This is a genomic window from Nocardia bhagyanarayanae, assembly GCF_006716565.1.
Lineage (GTDB): Bacteria > Actinomycetota > Actinomycetes > Mycobacteriales > Mycobacteriaceae > Nocardia > Nocardia bhagyanarayanae.
In genome coordinates this window covers 4,389,236-4,404,446 of sequence record NZ_VFPG01000001.1, presented here as the reverse complement: position 1 = coordinate 4,404,446, position 15,211 = coordinate 4,389,236, and the positions used below count along the sequence as shown (strand labels likewise).

The following is a 15,211-nucleotide window of genomic DNA, read 5'->3' as shown; positions in this document are numbered from 1 at the left end:
CCGCACCACGAGATGCGGCGGACCGCAACCTCAGGACGCTTCCGGCGGTTGATAAGTGACCTCTCGCGCGACGGCTTCGTCCACCTGTTCCGGGGTCAGTAGCGTCACGGTGTGCGAGATCGCCGCACCGGAGGCCGCGGTGCGGATGGCGAGCGCCGCGGCCGAAACCTCGTCCGGAGCGTCACCGATGACGAACAGATCGTCCTCGCCGAAAGCGAAATAGCAGACCTCCACATGGCCGCCCACGCTCTCGACCATTTCCGTGATGGCCGCTCGGCGGGCGGTGCCGCCCTGCGCGAGCAGGCCGCGTGCCCCATCCTCGGAGTAGCTGACCCGCCACAGGTACTTCGGCATTTCGTGTCGCCTCCTTCTCGCGGAACGATCTCGGGCAGACCCGACCCTACGGTCTCACGCGACACCCGGCGGGCACTCTCGAAACGACGTCGCGGCAATGATGCGGCACCGTGACAGTGGCGATATTGCTTCTCGCTGTCCCTCAGTTCTGGTCAGAGAGCGGAGCGTCCAGCGCGGGCGCTGGAAAACGCGCTGCTGCTCGCCATTTCCTTGAGCACGACAGCGGCCCGTCCGCCGAAGAACGCCTCGCGGACGGTGTCGTCGGCATGGGTCAACTGGGTGACCGCGTCCTTGCGTCCGAGGCAGACGCCACGCGCCCAGTAGGGGAAGGAGTGTGGCTTGGGCTTGCGGCCTCGGACCAGGCGAGCGAAGTTGTCGGCCGCGTGGATGGCCTGCGGGAGAGCGGTGTAGCAGGCGAAACGCGCTCCCGGCACGGCCGCGCAGTCGCCGACGGCGAAGATGCGTTCGTCTCCGACGCTGCGCAGGAACTCGTCGACGATCACGCGACCACGGGCATCGACCGCCAGACCGCTGAGCGCCGCGAGGGGCGGGACGTCGGCCACGATCGCCCAGAGAGTCAGGTCGGAGGACAGGTCCCACCCCGAGCGCAGGCGTACGACGTCATCGAATTCCCCTGTACCCGCTACGATTTCGACGACATCGTCATCGATGATGTCGACCGTCAGCCGCTCGAGCCCGGCGCGCACCCGCCGAGACGCCCCCTCGGACAGACCACCGGCCACCGACGAACCGATCAGCCGCACCCGCACATCCGGTCGTGCTTCGGCTATCTCGGCCGCCGTCTCGATCCCCGTCGGACCGCCCCCGATCACGGCTACCTGGCTGCCCGCGGGAAGCGCCGCCAGCGCCGTGCGCGCCTGTTGCGCGCCTTCCCAGGTGCCAACGGCGACCGCTCCAGGCATCGGCGCCACCGTGCTGCCCACCGCCAGGAAGGCGTGGTCGAAGTCGATTCGCTCGCCGTCGGCGAGAGCGACGGTGCCATCCCCGATCTTCTCGACAGAGCCCACCCGCACCGTGATCCCGTCACGCAGCATGTCCACCAGCGGGGTCGCCGCCGAGCGTGTCCCCGCGATCTGCTGGTGCAGCCGCACCCGCTCCACGAAGTCCGGTCGCGGGTTGATCACCGTGACTTCGGCGTCCTCGACCTTCTTGGCCACCCGGTTCGCCACGAGCGTGCCCGCGTAGCCGCTGCCCACTACGACAATTCTCATGTCCGCCTCCTGTTCGGGTAACTGGACGAACAAGAGACGCCTGCGGCCGGATCCCTGTGACAGGGCGGCACTGTGACCTGCGCCACCGAGGTGCGCGTGACTGGTCAGGGCCTGTCGTGTGCCGGTCAGTGTTCGAATCCGGCGGCTTGCGTGGCTTCGTCGGCCACCCGGACGCCGTAGTGGTAGGCGAGCTTTCCGCCGAGCCAGCCGGAGACCCCGAGAGCGGCCAGACTCACCACGGACAGCACCAGCGGACCGGCCGACACGGCTCCCGTCGGATCGGATCCTCGCCACAGGAAATTGATCGCGAAGGCGACCGTCACGGCGAGGTTCAGACCCATGTGCACCAAGCCCGTGCGAAAAGCGGCGGTGCCGGTGGGAATCGCCAGCAGATCCAGCAAGCCGATCGTGGCGGCGGCCAAGGCGCCGAGCACGCCGATGGCGATCAGCCAGCGTGCTCCCTCGGCCAGGAACTCGGGGTCGTCGACGAAGCGGGAGCCGATGTCGAAGATCAGGCTCGCCACCCACGCCCCGATGGGGACCGTGACGAGAATCGGATGGAACGGATGCCCGTACGGCCCCGCGAGGGCCGAGCTGACAGGTTGTTTGGCCTGTTGTGGATCACCGCGCACGACAACCTCCCACACCGTTGTAGTTGGACCAAGCGCGCCACAGCACCGATCGCCGATGCTCGGAATCGCCCGATAACACCGCCCGGCTGCACACCGGGTCTTTCGCCGGTGTGCAGCACTGGGCGGATGCGTTACCGGTTCGGCCCTCCATCAGGATCGAGAACGTCGGCCGAAATCCAGCCCGACAGCGCACCCGTTACCCGCTTACCCACTCTCGAGAGAAAACCCATCGAACGCCGAATCGACCCGGTCCGCGTATCGCGAAGCCACTGGTTTGCCATGCGCAGCGCGAATTAGGCGTTGCGCGACAGCCACACGGTCGGCCGTGCACGCGATGGCCTGCGAGCATTCACCGGAGTGGACGTGTGACGTTTGCCCTCGGTCGCGAGTGCTACTCGGTAACTGCGATTTGCCGACCGTTTCGAGGAGCGATCTACCGCAGCCGTCGCTCCGACCGAATCGAGAACCACAACCACGCATCGTCGGGGCCGTCGAAGGAGAGCAACCATGGCTGGTCTAGTGCGCCAGAGTTTCGAATCCCCGGAGGAGACTCGTCCTTTCGAGCAGAACAAAGGCAGGGTCGACCTCGTCAACATGGACCGAGGGCCGGTGGGCCGGGCGATCTTCGAACCCGGATGGCGGTGGTCCGAGCACGTCAAGCCGATAGCCCAGACCGACAGCTGCCAGTCGGCCCACGTCGGCTACTGCCTCTCGGGTCGCATGGTGGTGGCCATGGACAGCGGCGAGCAGCAGGAATACGGCCCGGGCGACTTCATGATCGTCCCACCCGGCCACGACGCGTGGACCGTGGGCGACGAACCCTGCGTCATGCTCGACTGGCAGGGCTTCGCCGACTACGCGAAGCGACCGTAGCGGCGAGCCGAAACTTCAGCAGGAGACGTCCACGTGGGCGGCCCTGTTGAACGACACATGCACATGGTCGTAGTGGTTCGCCGTCGGGCTCCCGCGGTTCTCCATGTACGACCAGCCGTTGCCGTCGTTGTACCGCTGGCGCCAGATCACGTATTTCACGCCGAGACGCTGCCGGTTCGCCAGCACGAATTCGGCGATCGCGTCGCCGTGTGCCGCATCGGATGTCATCAGATCGAGTGCCAGGCCCGCGCCGTGATCGCCGTCGCCACGGCCGACCGCGCCACCGATGTCGGTGACGCCGAACGTCTTCTTGAGCATGTGGCCCACCTGTGCCACATGTGGCTGCGTGCCAACGAGTTCCGTCGGGCATGGGATGAAGGGAGGCGGGTGCTGTACGGCCATCTTCTCCGTCAGGAGTGGCGGCTCGGCTGCCATCGCGGCAGGCGCAAGCAGAGCCGTCGGCGGCACGGTGGCCGGGGCCGAGGCGGTGGTTTCGACGGCGGACGACGGTGGTGCATCGACCGCGGCGGCAGTCTGCGCAACCGGGCTCAGCCGGATCCCCACCCCGAGCACAACGGCGACAGTTGCCACGCTGCCACACACAGCCGGAGGGGTCAGCTTCCAGGCTGCGGTCCGTTTTCGATGTTGACCAGGCATGATGTCGATCACCGGCTAGCGTGTCGGGGACAAGATCACCGATAGATTACGAAACGGTCGCGGAAAAGTCACGTCGAGCGAAGGAAGGCTGGGCGACGTCGGCACGTCGCCGCCGGGTCTGGCAGCGCTCCGCGGCTGATCGAGCACGGCGCCGTTACGGTAGGGTCGACCCGTACGAGAGCGCCCGCGGTGCACCCACCGAGCGGCGCGAACCGTCGGAATCTGCGGGACGATGCGGCAGGATCGGGCGGTTCATGGCAGATTGTTTTGCGTGACCAACACTTCCGGAGACGCGTATCCCATGGCGGACACGATGACCACCTCCGTCGCAGTGCGTGACGGTGCGACCGTGCTCACGGTGGCCGGCGAGGTCGATCTTGCGACCGCGCCCGCACTGGAGACCGCGATCGAGGGCATCCTGGCGAGCAAGCCGACGGCATTGATCATCGACCTGACCGCGGTCAGCTTCCTCGCCTCGGCGGGGATGGCGGCGCTGGTCGCGGCGCATCAGCGGGCCGGTGAGGCGACGACCATCGCGGTGGTCGCCGACGGACCGGCCACCAGCCGTCAGCTGAAGATGACCAGCCTGGATCAGGTCTTCGCGCTGCACTCGACGCTCGAGGCGGCGCTGTCCTCGCTGCGACCCAACTGAGCCGCGCCGCAACCGAGCCGCGACTCCACCAGACCCGAACGCGACGGCGTCCCGGCATGTGAGCCGGGACGCCGTCGTGTTGTCAGACCAGCTCGCGCAGCTGCTCGATCAGCTTGACTCGCTCGGCGGGCGTGGCGGCCATCGGCACGACGTTCAGCGCGGTGACGCCCGCCTCGCGGAAGGCGGCGACGCGTTCCTTGACGAACCCGGCCGGACCGACCAGCGAGATGTCGCGGACCAGCTCGTCCGGCACCACCTTGGCCGCCTCTTCCTTGCGGCCCGCCAGGTACAGCTCCTGGATGCGGTCCGCCTCGGCGCCGTAGCCGTACTTGGTGGCGAGGGTGTGGTAGAAGTTCTTGCCCTTGGCGCCCATGCCGCCGATGTAGAGGGCCAGGTGCGGCTTGACGAACTCCAGCAGCGGCGTCACGTTCTCGCCGATGGCCAGCGCCGGACCGGCGAACACCTCGAGCTCGCCGAGGGCCGGATCGCGCTTGGCCAGACCCGCGTCCAGCGACGCGCCCCAGATGTCCTTGGCCCGCTCCGGCAGGAAGAAGATCGGCTGCCAGCCTTCGGCGATCTCGGCGGCCAGCTCGACGTTCTTCGGGCCGAGCGCCGCGAGCAGCACCGGAATGCGTTCGCGCACCGGGTGATTGATCAGCTTGAGCGGCTTGCCGAGACCGGTGCCCTCGCCCTCGGGCAGCGGGATCCGGTAGTGCTTGCCCTGGTACTCGAGCCGTTCCCGCCGCCACACCTTGCGGCAGATCTCCACCAGTTCCCTCGTGCGCCCGATCGGCGCGTCGTAGGGCACGCCGTGGAAGCCCTCGATCACCTGCGGGCCCGACGCGCCGAGGCCGAGCAGGAACCGGCCCTCGGAGACGAAGTCCAGGCCCGCGGCGGTCATCGCCGTGAGGCTCGGGGTGCGGGTGTAGATCTGCAGGATGCCGGAGGCCAACTGCACCCGCTCGGTCTTGGCGGCCAGGTACCCCAGCGCGCTGACCGCGTCGAAGGAGTAGGCCTCGGGCACGAAGACCGTGTCGAGTCCGGCCCGTTCCAGGTCGGCCACTTCCGCCGCCGCTTCCTTGAAGCCGCCCGAGTAGTTGATGCCCAATCCGATCCGCATGTGCTCAACATAACCGCAGGTATGCGCGGGCTGTGCACCGGCCGTCCGACGCGGCGGTCCGGGCAGGGTGCGCGAGGCGGCAAGCGGTAGCGTGATCATCAGTTCACGCCGCCGAAGAACGAAAGGCCACCCGTGTCGCAGCCGAGCACGTCGTCCCAGGAAACCGCGTCTTCCTTCGGTGAGGTCACCCTCGCGCGGTACCTGACCGATCTGGCCGCCAAGATCCCCGCCCCGGGTGGCGGTGCGGTGGCCGCGCTGCACGCCGCGCAAGGCGCCGCGCTCATCGCCATGGTGGCCCGCTACACGACCCGCGCCAAGGACGCCGAGCACCGGCCGATCGTGGACCGGATCATCGAGGCCGCCGACGCCGCCCGTGATCGCGCGCTGGCCCTCGCCGACGCCGACGCGGCCGCGTTCACCGCCGTCGGCGCCGCGTACAAGCTGCCCAAGGGCACCGACGAGGAGACCGCGGCACGCACCGAGGCGATCAACGCCGCCTTGATGGAGGCCGCGCGGGTCCCCGCCGCGGTGGTGGATGAGGCCGACGAGGTGCTGTCCCTGGCCGCGGAACTGCTGCCGATCGGCAACCCGAACGTCGTCACCGATATCGGCGCCGCGGCCGACGCCGCCCGCGCCGCCGCGACCAGCTCGCAGCTCAACATCGAGATCAACGTGGCCTCCCTGCCCGCCGCGCTGGGCGACAAGTTCGCGCGCACGTTGCTGCGCATCGAGGAGATCACCGCGCGCGCCGACGCCCTGCACGCCGAGGTCGTGCACGTCGTCCGCAGCTGAATCGACGTCAGCGACACGCCGATAGGTAGACACGCCGACAAATTGCCGGTGTGGCGGGCCTGACCAGCGGCGTGTCGGCGGATGCGCGAACCTTCGTACCGAAGGGTCTCCCGGGTGACCATGGCCGGATCTACGGTTGATGGTCATGAGTGACGCTCCCCCGTCCTCCGAGACGCCCGGCGACCCGGCGCTGCAGGTGCGCGAGCGACGCGCGCAAGCCTGGAGCAACTACCGGGCCGCTCGCATCGCGCTCGCGGATCTGCGCATCCGTACCAACCTCCGGGGCAAGCCCGAGTGGCTCGGCCGGTTGCCGGGGGCACCGTACGAGCGCGCGGAACGGCGGCTCGACCGGCTCCGTCGCGAACTCGGCAAGCACGGCGTCGGCGCCGACGAGCACTCCTGGGGCGTGCTCTCGGGCGGGGAGACCGCCACGCTGAGCGGCGTGGTCGGAATCGAGGCGACGATCGCCGCCGTCGCGCCGCGTTTCGCGATGATCGCGCCGCAGTGGGTGCGCCAGTTGCGCTCCCTCGCCCGCGACTGCCCCTACGTGCGCGAGCAGGCCGCCGAGGGCGACCGCACGGCCGTCGACCAACTCACCTATCGACTCGCGGAGGTCGTGCGACTCGCGCCGTCCGAGGCGGCGCGGCAGCGGCTCGTCGATCACCTGCCCGGCGAACTGCGCCCGATCCCCTCCGATGTCATGCGATTACGCAGGAGCGGGTCGGGACCGATCGAGATCGAATTCGAGATCCACACCAGCACAATCGAACTCGACGGCATCACGGTGACGCCCGCGCTGCGCGGCATGGGCCTCGGCACCGCGGGCCTCGTGCACCTGTGCCGCACGGCCGACGCGCACCGCCTGCACATCGCCGGTCAACTGCTGCCCACCTTCAGCGCCGACGAGACCGCGCTCGCCGCCCTGGCCCGCTGGTGCCGCGCGCACGGTTTCACGGTGCAGGAACGGCTGGGCGGGCGCATGTCCCGCCCCCCGGCCACACCCAAGCCGGAATCCCGGCCGATCCGTCCGCTGGGCGGCACACCGCCGTCCTGATGGGTCCGTGAGCGAACCTCGAGCGAGAAGGCCTTTCGCACCGGCCCTCCAGGCTGCGGTAAAAACCGACCGGTTTCATGGTTATTCCCCCGGAATCCTGCCTCACATGATTGGCAAGCCGGGTTGATCATGAAGGCGTAGAATGGTTTTCCGCCTACCACACCATCTCGGAAGGGGTGGAGCCATGCGGAGCGTACTTCGCCACCTGTTCCTCGCGATCGTGGTCGTCGCTCTGGCCGCGTTCGGCTCCGGTGCGGCGGCGGCGACGCTGATCGGTCCGGCGACCGTCGACAGGATCACGGCGATCACACCGACGGCCGGACAAGAGGTCGGTATAGCGCATCCGGTCACCATCCAGTTCGCCGCACCCGTGACGAATCGCGCTCGCGCCGAGCGCCTCGTGAGCATCAGCTCGGCCGGTCCGCTCGACGGCACGTTCGCCTGGACGAACGACCGCGAGCTCACCTGGACGCCGACGGGCTTCCTGCCCGCGCGCTCCGACATCACGGTGCGCTTCGCCGACGCTCGTACCGAATTCCGCACGAACGAAGGCGTTTACGCCGAAGCCGACATGTCCGCGCACACGTTCACCGTGAGCATCGGCGGCCAAGTCGTGCGAAGCATGCCCGCGTCCATGGGCAAGCCCGGATTCGAAACACCAACGGGCACATACCCGGTGCTGGAGAAGTTCCGCTCGGTCGTCTTCGACTCCCGGACCATCGGCATCCCGCTGAGTTCGCCGGAGGGCTACCTGATCAACGGCGAATACGCCGAACGTCTCACGTGGGGAGGCGTTTTCGTGCACTCGGCGCCATGGTCGGTGGACTCCCAGGGCTACGCCAACGTCAGCCACGGCTGCATCAATCTCGGGCCCGACGACGCCGCTTGGTATTACGAGACGGTCGGCATCGGCGACCCGGTGAACGTGCACTGGTGAGGCCGCGTTCGGAGGTCCTTCTCTCCTCGCGACGCGCCCCGGACGTTTCGCGGAAGCCGGTTTCCTGGCAGTATCGTGCCGGGGAGCTGGTTTCGATGTGGGATGCACCCGACGGCGTGACCTGATGAAGGCGGGGAGATGGAACGACCGGACATGACGACACGACCCGGACAGGGCATGATGCCGCGGCCCGCCGCGCCCGGGACGCCGCCGTGGCCCGGTGCACAGAACTATCACGGCGAACCCGGCTATCGCGGCGAATGGGCTGACTGGGTGCCGCGGCGGCCGTACGATTCGGCGCCCGAGCCGGAGTGGGAACCCGAGGCCGAATTCGTCCCGGGGCCCGCGCATTTCCCCGAAGAGGACGTCTTCGCCGCGATGATCGACCGATCTCCCAAGCGCCCGCCCATCCGGCGCTGGGCCCCCGCGCTCGTCGCTTCCGTCGCCGCGCTGGCGATGACGGCCGCGGCGTTCCTGTACTTCCGCGGGGATCCCGCTCCCCAGCCGACCGCCGCCAACGGCCCCGTCCCGACGGCCGAGCCGGTGGCTCCCGCCGCCCGTTGCCCCGCGGAGCGCGTCGGCAACAAGATCCAGGGAAACGGCGACGGCGGTACCGATTCCGGGCCGGACGCGATCTTCGCCTTCCAGTACGCGTACTACGTGACGCGCTCCGCCGAACATGCGCGCACCGTGGTCGCGCCGAACGCCTCGGTGCCGACGGTGGAGGCCATCCAGCACGGCATCGACAGCATTCCGGCGGGCACCACGCACTGCGTCGCGATCACGCCGGGCGCCTTCGCGGGCCAGTACCGGGTGGTGATCACCGAGAACCGGCCGGGCCGCGACCCGATGACCTACAACGCCCAGCTGGTCAGCGTGGCGCGGGCGGGCGACCGCACCCTGATCACGGGCATCGCCGCCGCGGGCTGAACCCCGACCCTCACCAGAGGCGTTCTCAGCCGTTCGTTGGGCCGCCGGACGCCACGTGATCCGTGACCTCGGCGGCCCCAAGCCGACCTGCCTGCATTCGGCTGACCTGCGGAGCCCGGTTGACGACCGCAGATAGTCGGATCGAGTGTTCAACTCCCTCTACGCACTGCCTCCTCTGAGTGGGACAGTGCCAAGCTGCGCGTTAATGTCGTCCAGGAACGGTCGTGCCTTGGCATAGTCTCTGGAAAGGTCTTCGATCTGCACGACCTTGTCGACGACTTGCGTCGCGTCGCTGAATGCTTTAAGCGCCTTCGCACCGTCCCAAAGTGATTCACATATGGTCTGCGAGTATTTCTCCGCTTTGCGTGTCGTCAAATCCGGAATCGCAGGCCCAGCAACCTGACTTCTAACGATCATCAAAAGATGAAACCGCGCTGGCTTGTAAACAGAGTCGATCGCACCATTTCGAAAAAAGAATTCCAGCTTGTAATGCGCGTAAGCGGCGGTGTAGTACGGCTCCAACTTATGCAAGTCGTTGAATATTTTAGAACCTACCCATGGATCTAGTTCTCCGGAGTATCCGAGCGCCCGATGGGGCTCGTTCAAAAACATACCTGCGAATGCCTTGATCAGTTGGGGCTTGGTAACAATCCTAACCTTTTCGATACCTTGAACGGCCGCATACTGCCGAGATCGCCTCTCCAGATACAACCGCTCCTTGTCGTCATGGGCAACAAAGTAGCTTTCCAATTTTTTGGCAAACCCAAGGCGAGCATGCAGGTCGTCGGTCGTTACCTGAGTTTGCCGATTAGTGGCAGTGACGATACGATTGACTACATCCTCGTTCTGTGTGGCGATGACTTTAACAGGTACATGCACGGTTTCGTCAACGTATTCTTTCGCCTCGAACAGTACATGACTCGTTTGGCAGCCATTGACGATCTGATAGTCGGATATAATCACTTTGTCGCGAGTGGTAGAAAGAGAGCGCGCGACGATCGTGATGCCATTGTTCAGCACGACGAACCGCCCGCGGTCGTTTTTGCTCTCGATTGTGCTGTAAATTTCGGTATTCACCGGATTGTAGGACTGAAAGTCGCGCACATTGTCTGTGAAGAGCGACTTCCTGACGCCCCCCACGCCATCCTCGATGATCTTCAAGTACTCCGTCGCCGAGATCCAACCGAAGTACGCCTCATCTACACCGTCAATGGGCGGAAGCAGCACCTTGTTTGCGAAGGCAAATTCTGCAGTAACGCTATTTTTACTACGCTGATAGGCTTCCTGTAGCTCATCCGCACCCATCGGCACGAATTGCACGTCAGAAAAGAGGTTCGTGGAGCGAAGCACGTCGACGCTCTTCTCCACCTTGGCGATCAGATATGGATCATCCGTCCAACGCCCTGTTGTCGCATAACACACCCGACACACAGGTTTACTCTTTTTGAATTTGGAGCTATTGGCATATACTTCTTCCATTATCAAACGCAGCGACACCACGCGATCATTCATCGGCAGTCTCGGATTCTCCGAGAAGAATTCATCGACACCGTCCAAGAAATTCGCTATCGATTCACCGCTGAATGAACTCGAACTTTTCGCCTGGACGAACATGAACATCACGTCCACATGTCCGCTTGAGTCCATTTGGCCTTGGACCTCTTCGACCGAATTTATTGGAGTACCGTTCAGAATTATGGCGATACCATCAATTCCGAGATCCGCTCCACCACCGATATGGAAATCGGTGATGTCGACGGAATCGTGGTGAACCTCGGATAATGCGCAATAGGTTGCAAACATTTCGAAGACTTTAGATTCCTCACTGGAAGCGAGACCCTCAGACTCTTGAAACTCACCGAGAAACGCTTTTGTAATCCTATCCACTGAACCTCCCCTTTTATAGCGCTCGACGCTTGCCAATCCGAGAGATGATAACCCGTTGCGCGATGCTACAACATGCAGATCACTGGATTCGTGGCTACCTGCCGAAACACCTACTGAAGAAATGGTCCAGTTTCTAGTCGCGAACTGCTCTCGGCATCGCGGATCGCGAGAGGCCGACGCAGGTGACGGGAGCCCAACAGCGTCGAACTGTTGGCAAGGCTTTTCTCAGCCGCGCAGCTTCTCGGCGGCCGCGACCACGTGCCGCATGAGCAGCGCGGTGGTCACCGGGCCGACGCCGCCGGGGACCGGGCTGAGGCCGGCGGCCTTGCCGCGCACCGACTCCGCGTCCACGTCGCCGACGATGCCGCCGTCGGGCGCCTCGTTGGTGCCGACATCGATGACGACCGCGCCCTCGCGCACGTGCTTGCCGGTGACCAGCCCGGCCCGGCCCGCGGCGGCGACCACCACATCGGCGGCCGCGGTCACGGCCGCGAGGTCGGCTGTGCGCGAATGGCACACGGTGACGGTGGCGTCCTCGGCCAGCAGCAGTTGCGCGAGCGGCTTGCCGACGATGTTCGAGCGACCGACCACCGCGACCAGTTTGCCGCGCAGCGGGATCTCGTGGTGCTTCAGCAGTTCCACCACGGCCTCGGAGGTGGCGGGCACGAAACCGTCCAGGCCCGCGGCGAGCAGGCCGAGCGAGAGCGGGCTGACGCCGTCGACGTCCTTGTCGGCGGAGATCGCCGAGCTCACGTCGTTCAGCGAGACGCCCGCGGGCAGCGGGGTCTGCAACATGATCGCGTCGTAGGAGGTGTCGGCGCTGCGCGCGGTGAGTTCCTCGCGAATCTGTTCCGCGGTGGCGTCGGCGCCCAGATCGATGCGCTCGCAGGCGATTCCGAGCCGCTCGGCGGCCTTGCGCAGCGAGTTGACATACCAGGCGCTGGCCGGATCGTCATTGGCCACGATCAGGGCCAGCCGCGGGGCGTGCATGCCCGCGGCGAGCGCGGCGGTGCGCTCCTTGGTGTCGGCGTTGATGGCGGCGGCGAGTTCCTTGCCGGTCAGCGAAAGGGTGTCCACGGGGTGACAGCTTAGTGGGCGCGGCCGCACGCATTCCGTCAGCAACCCGCGGACGGCCGAGTCGAGCCCGGACGGCCGCCCGATTCGGTGAATCGACCGGGCGATTCGGCCCCGCAATTACCGGGCTGTACCGGGGTCCGGCCGTATCGTGGGGAGAGCTTCGCCCACGGCCAACTGTCAGCTGACGTACCGAAAACCCCCGTTTCACGCGTGGAAAGGTGTCGACTGTAGTGAAGATCTCGAGGCATTGGAGAATCCTGGTCGCGACATCGTTCGCGGCGATCACCCTCACCGGCTTGGCGGGCGCGCCCGCCCAGGCATCCCCCGAAACCGACGCCCTCTACAACTCCGCCCAGCGCCACTTCGTCGACGGCAACGAGGGCGCGGGTCTCGCCGATCTGCGGGCACTGATCGGCGCCGATCCCCATGATGCCGAAGCCCTTTCGCTGCAGGCGATCTGGTCGCACTACGCCAACGACCTGCCCGCGTTCGCCGACGCCATGGGACGGCTGCAGATCGCCGATCCCGCCCTGGCCGCGGGCACCGGCCACGTGCTCCACGCGATCGGTGCCGCGGTCGGCACGCTGCCGAATCCGCTGCCCGCGCTGATCGGCCCGCAGACCGGGATCGTCGTGCTTGGTTACGGTCTGCTGCCAGACGGCGCGCTGCGCCCCGAGCTGGTGAACCGGTTGACCGCGGCGTGGATCCAGGCCGTCGCGTCGCCGTTCTCGCCGATCGTGGTGACCGGCGGCAATCCGCAGAACGGGGTCACCGAGGCCGAGGCCATGCGCAACTGGCTTGTCGAGCGCGGCATCCCGGCCTCGCGCGTGCACGTCGAGAACCGCGCGACTTCGACGGTGCAGAACGCGCTGTACGGCAGCAAGCTGTTGCGCGAGGTCGGCGCCACCAGCGCGGTCGTGGTGACCTCGCCCAACCACATTCGCCGCGCGGTCGCGGACTTCATCGTCGCGGGCACCCACGTCGTCGGCGCCATGACGTCGCTCGAGCAGCTGGTCTCCCAGCTTCCCCCGCCCGCTCGCCACGCCCAGCGCGGCATCTACCTCGACGCCACCCGGACCTTCCAACTGGACGCGTCCCGCTAGCCACGCGCGTTCCCGCGGCCCGATCGAGACGTTCTCGGTCGGGCCGCGGCGCGTTCGGCACCTCCGCGCCCACGCAGGTCTCACTCGCGGCGAGCGCCGCGGATGGCGATCCTCGCCATCGTGCAGCAGCGCGCGGACGCGGCTCAGCGGGTGACCGTGCCCGCGCGATGGCGGTGCGCCGCATGGTCGCGGAGTATCCGTTGGCTGCGGGCGGGCCCGGTGGTGCAGGATGGCCCGGTGTCTGGAGTGGAGGTCGCCGAGGTGGCGGCGCGGTTGCGGGCGGCGGGGTGCGTGTTCGCCGAGGAGGAGGCGCGGCTGTTGATCGACGCCGCCGACGAGGCCGGGGCCGATCTGAACGGTCTTGTAGCGGAACGCGTTTCGGGAACACCCCTGGAACACCTGCTGGGATGGGCGGAGTTCCGCGAGTTGCGTATCGCGGTCGGGCCAGGGGTGTTCGTGCCGAGGCAGCGCACGGTTTTCCTGGTCGAGGAGGCACTCGCGCTCGCGAGCGCGATCGAGTCGACGCCCGTGGTGGTCGACCTGTGCTGCGGCTCCGGCGCCTTGGGCATGGCGCTGGCCACCACGCTGGTCGCCGAGGGGCGGACAGTCGAACTGTCGGCCGCCGATATCGAACCCGCCGCGGTCGAGTGCGCCCGCCGCAATCTCGCTCCGCTCGGCGCGGCCGTGTACGAGGGCGACCTGTTCGCGCCGCTCCCGGACGACCTGCGCGGCCGGATCGACATCCTGCTCGCCAACACCCCGTACGTGCCCTCGGATCACATCGCGGACATGCCCCCGGAGGCGCGCGATCACGAGCCGCGCACCGCCCTGGACGGCGGCGCCGACGGTCTGGACGTCTTCCGTCGCGTCGTCGCCGACGCGCCCGAATGGCTGGCGCCCGGCGGGCGTCTGCTCGTCGAATCGAGCCCGGAACAAGCGATCGTGGCCACCGAGATTCTGGCCGATCGCGGCCTCCTCGCCCGCGTCGCGGAGTCCGAGGAGCACTACGCGACCGTCGTCATCGGCACGCGTCCCCGTTGGTCGGACCCGTCTACTTCTTGCGTCCGGTGAACTCGTCCATCGAGTGGTAGACGCCCACCGTGTCGAGGAACAGGTCGCGCAGCTTCAGCGGCAGGATGCCGGACAGCGCCCGGTTGAGGCGCGAGGTCCAGGGCAGCACGACCAGCGCGTTGCCCGCCTTCATCTCCTTCCAGGAGGTGTCGACGACCGTGTCCTGCTCGAGGATCGGGGTGAGCCAGAATCCCTTGGCGCCGTCGAACATTCCGGTGTTGATGTAGGTCGGGCAGATGGTGGTGACCTTGACGTGGTCGTGGCCCGCCTGCTCGAGTTCCAGGCGCACCGAGTCGGACCAGCCGAGGGCCGCCCACTTGGACGCGGCGTAGACGGACATCCGGGGGTTGGACACCAGGCCGGCGGAGGAGGCGATGTTCAGCACCCGCGCCTGGCCGGTGCCGCGCACCATGGCGGGCAGGAATTCGAGGGTGATGTACATCGGCGCGAGCGAGTTGATCGCCATCGTCTTGTCGATGTCGGCGCGGTTCTCGGTCTCCCAGAAGTAGGTGTTGCCGCGCACGATGCCCGCGTTGTTCACCAGGATGTCGATGTCGCCGACCGTCTCGCGAACCGCGGTGGCGGTCTCGGCGATGGCGTCCCGGTCGGACACGTCGACCACGTAGTGGTGGATCTCCGAGCCGCGGCCCGCGAGCTCCGCGGCGGTGCCCTTCAGCGCGACCTCGTTGATGTCCCACAGCACCACCGCGGCGGCGCCCTCGCGCACCGCGCGCTCGGCGAACAACTTGCCAAGCCCCATGGCAGCGCCCGTGACCAGGACCTTCTTGCCCGCGACCGTGTCCAGCTTCATCCGTTCCCTATCCCTGCGTTCGTTTCCGG

The 15,211-nt window shown here is 67.0% G+C and carries 16 protein-coding genes; 8 read left to right on the top strand and 8 right to left on the bottom strand.

Features of this window, described 5'->3' with window-relative positions:
• Nucleotides 1-30: 30 nt before the first annotated feature.
• The 3 genes from FB390_RS18975 to FB390_RS18965 form a co-directional block, all read right to left on the bottom strand.
• Nucleotides 31-354: a GYD domain-containing protein gene (locus tag FB390_RS18975; RefSeq protein ID WP_141810137.1), complete on the bottom strand. Its 324-nt coding sequence runs from the start codon at nt 352-354 to the stop codon at nt 31-33.
• Between the two features lie 152 nt (nt 355-506).
• Nucleotides 507-1,586, bottom strand: coding sequence for an NAD(P)/FAD-dependent oxidoreductase (locus tag FB390_RS18970; RefSeq protein ID WP_141810136.1), 1,080 nt, complete (start codon nt 1,584-1,586; stop codon nt 507-509).
• Between the two features lie 125 nt (nt 1,587-1,711).
• Nucleotides 1,712-2,218, bottom strand: coding sequence for a DUF2231 domain-containing protein (locus FB390_RS18965; protein WP_141810135.1), 507 nt, complete (start codon nt 2,216-2,218; stop codon nt 1,712-1,714).
• A 507-nt stretch (nt 2,219-2,725) separates the two neighbouring features.
• On the opposite strand from FB390_RS18965, the gene FB390_RS18960 reads away from it, so the two are divergent.
• Entirely contained in the window at nt 2,726-3,091 is a 366-nt protein-coding gene (locus FB390_RS18960) for a cupin domain-containing protein (protein ID WP_141810134.1), read from the top strand.
• A gap of 15 nt (nt 3,092-3,106) precedes the next feature.
• Here FB390_RS18960 and FB390_RS34745 read toward each other — a convergent pair whose 3' ends face one another.
• A complete protein-coding gene (locus tag FB390_RS34745) occupies nt 3,107-3,760 on the bottom strand; it encodes a VldE C-terminal domain-containing protein (RefSeq protein WP_342780416.1) in 654 nt (217 codons plus the stop codon).
• Between the two features lie 301 nt (nt 3,761-4,061).
• On the opposite strand from FB390_RS34745, the gene FB390_RS18950 reads away from it, so the two are divergent.
• Nucleotides 4,062-4,400, top strand: coding sequence for an STAS domain-containing protein (locus FB390_RS18950; protein ID WP_141811879.1), 339 nt, complete (start codon nt 4,062-4,064; stop codon nt 4,398-4,400).
• 82 nt (nt 4,401-4,482) lie between these two features.
• On the opposite strand, the gene FB390_RS18945 is transcribed toward FB390_RS18950, so the two are convergent.
• Nucleotides 4,483-5,520, bottom strand: coding sequence for an LLM class F420-dependent oxidoreductase (locus tag FB390_RS18945; protein ID WP_141810133.1), 1,038 nt, complete (start codon nt 5,518-5,520; stop codon nt 4,483-4,485).
• Between the two features lie 132 nt (nt 5,521-5,652).
• On the opposite strand from FB390_RS18945, the gene FB390_RS18940 reads away from it, so the two are divergent.
• The 4 genes from FB390_RS18940 to FB390_RS18925 all read left to right on the top strand — a co-directional run bounded on the left by FB390_RS18940 (nt 5,653) and on the right by FB390_RS18925 (nt 9,233).
• A complete protein-coding gene (locus FB390_RS18940; protein WP_141810132.1) occupies nt 5,653-6,312 on the top strand; it encodes a cyclodeaminase/cyclohydrolase family protein in 660 nt (219 codons plus the stop codon).
• Nucleotides 6,313-6,457: 145 nt separating this feature from the next.
• Nucleotides 6,458-7,366: a hypothetical protein gene (locus tag FB390_RS18935; RefSeq protein WP_141810131.1), complete on the top strand. Its 909-nt coding sequence runs from the start codon at nt 6,458-6,460 to the stop codon at nt 7,364-7,366.
• A gap of 184 nt (nt 7,367-7,550) precedes the next feature.
• Nucleotides 7,551-8,303 (top strand): L,D-transpeptidase, encoded by a 753-nt coding sequence (locus FB390_RS18930; protein ID WP_141810130.1) that lies wholly within the window; start codon nt 7,551-7,553, stop codon nt 8,301-8,303.
• A 153-nt stretch (nt 8,304-8,456) separates the two neighbouring features.
• Nucleotides 8,457-9,233 (top strand): DUF8176 domain-containing protein, encoded by a 777-nt coding sequence (locus FB390_RS18925; RefSeq protein WP_141810129.1) that lies wholly within the window; start codon nt 8,457-8,459, stop codon nt 9,231-9,233.
• A 159-nt stretch (nt 9,234-9,392) separates the two neighbouring features.
• Here the strand turns inward: FB390_RS18925 and FB390_RS18920 are convergent, their stop codons facing one another.
• Both FB390_RS18920 and FB390_RS18915 read right to left on the bottom strand, forming a co-directional pair.
• Nucleotides 9,393-11,036, bottom strand: a complete 1,644-nt coding sequence (locus tag FB390_RS18920) for an AIPR family protein (protein ID WP_141810128.1) — start codon at nt 11,034-11,036, stop codon at nt 9,393-9,395.
• Nucleotides 11,037-11,345: 309 nt separating this feature from the next.
• Complete coding sequence (locus tag FB390_RS18915) at nt 11,346-12,197, bottom strand: bifunctional 5,10-methylenetetrahydrofolate dehydrogenase/5,10-methenyltetrahydrofolate cyclohydrolase (protein ID WP_141810127.1); 852 nt, start codon at nt 12,195-12,197, stop codon at nt 11,346-11,348.
• Nucleotides 12,198-12,427: 230 nt separating this feature from the next.
• On the opposite strand from FB390_RS18915, the gene FB390_RS18910 reads away from it, so the two are divergent.
• Nucleotides 12,428-13,300, top strand: a complete 873-nt coding sequence (locus FB390_RS18910; protein WP_141810126.1) for a YdcF family protein — start codon at nt 12,428-12,430, stop codon at nt 13,298-13,300.
• Between the two features lie 237 nt (nt 13,301-13,537).
• Entirely contained in the window at nt 13,538-14,371 is an 834-nt protein-coding gene (locus FB390_RS18905; RefSeq protein WP_246124101.1) for a putative protein N(5)-glutamine methyltransferase, read from the top strand.
• Here FB390_RS18905 and FB390_RS18900 read toward each other — a convergent pair.
• Nucleotides 14,352-15,182 carry an SDR family oxidoreductase gene (locus FB390_RS18900; protein ID WP_141810124.1) on the bottom strand — a complete coding sequence of 277 codons (831 nt, stop codon included), beginning with the start codon at nt 15,180-15,182 and terminating at the stop codon, nt 14,352-14,354. The genes FB390_RS18905 and FB390_RS18900 overlap by 20 nt on opposite strands.
• Nucleotides 15,183-15,211: the final 29 nt, after the last annotated feature.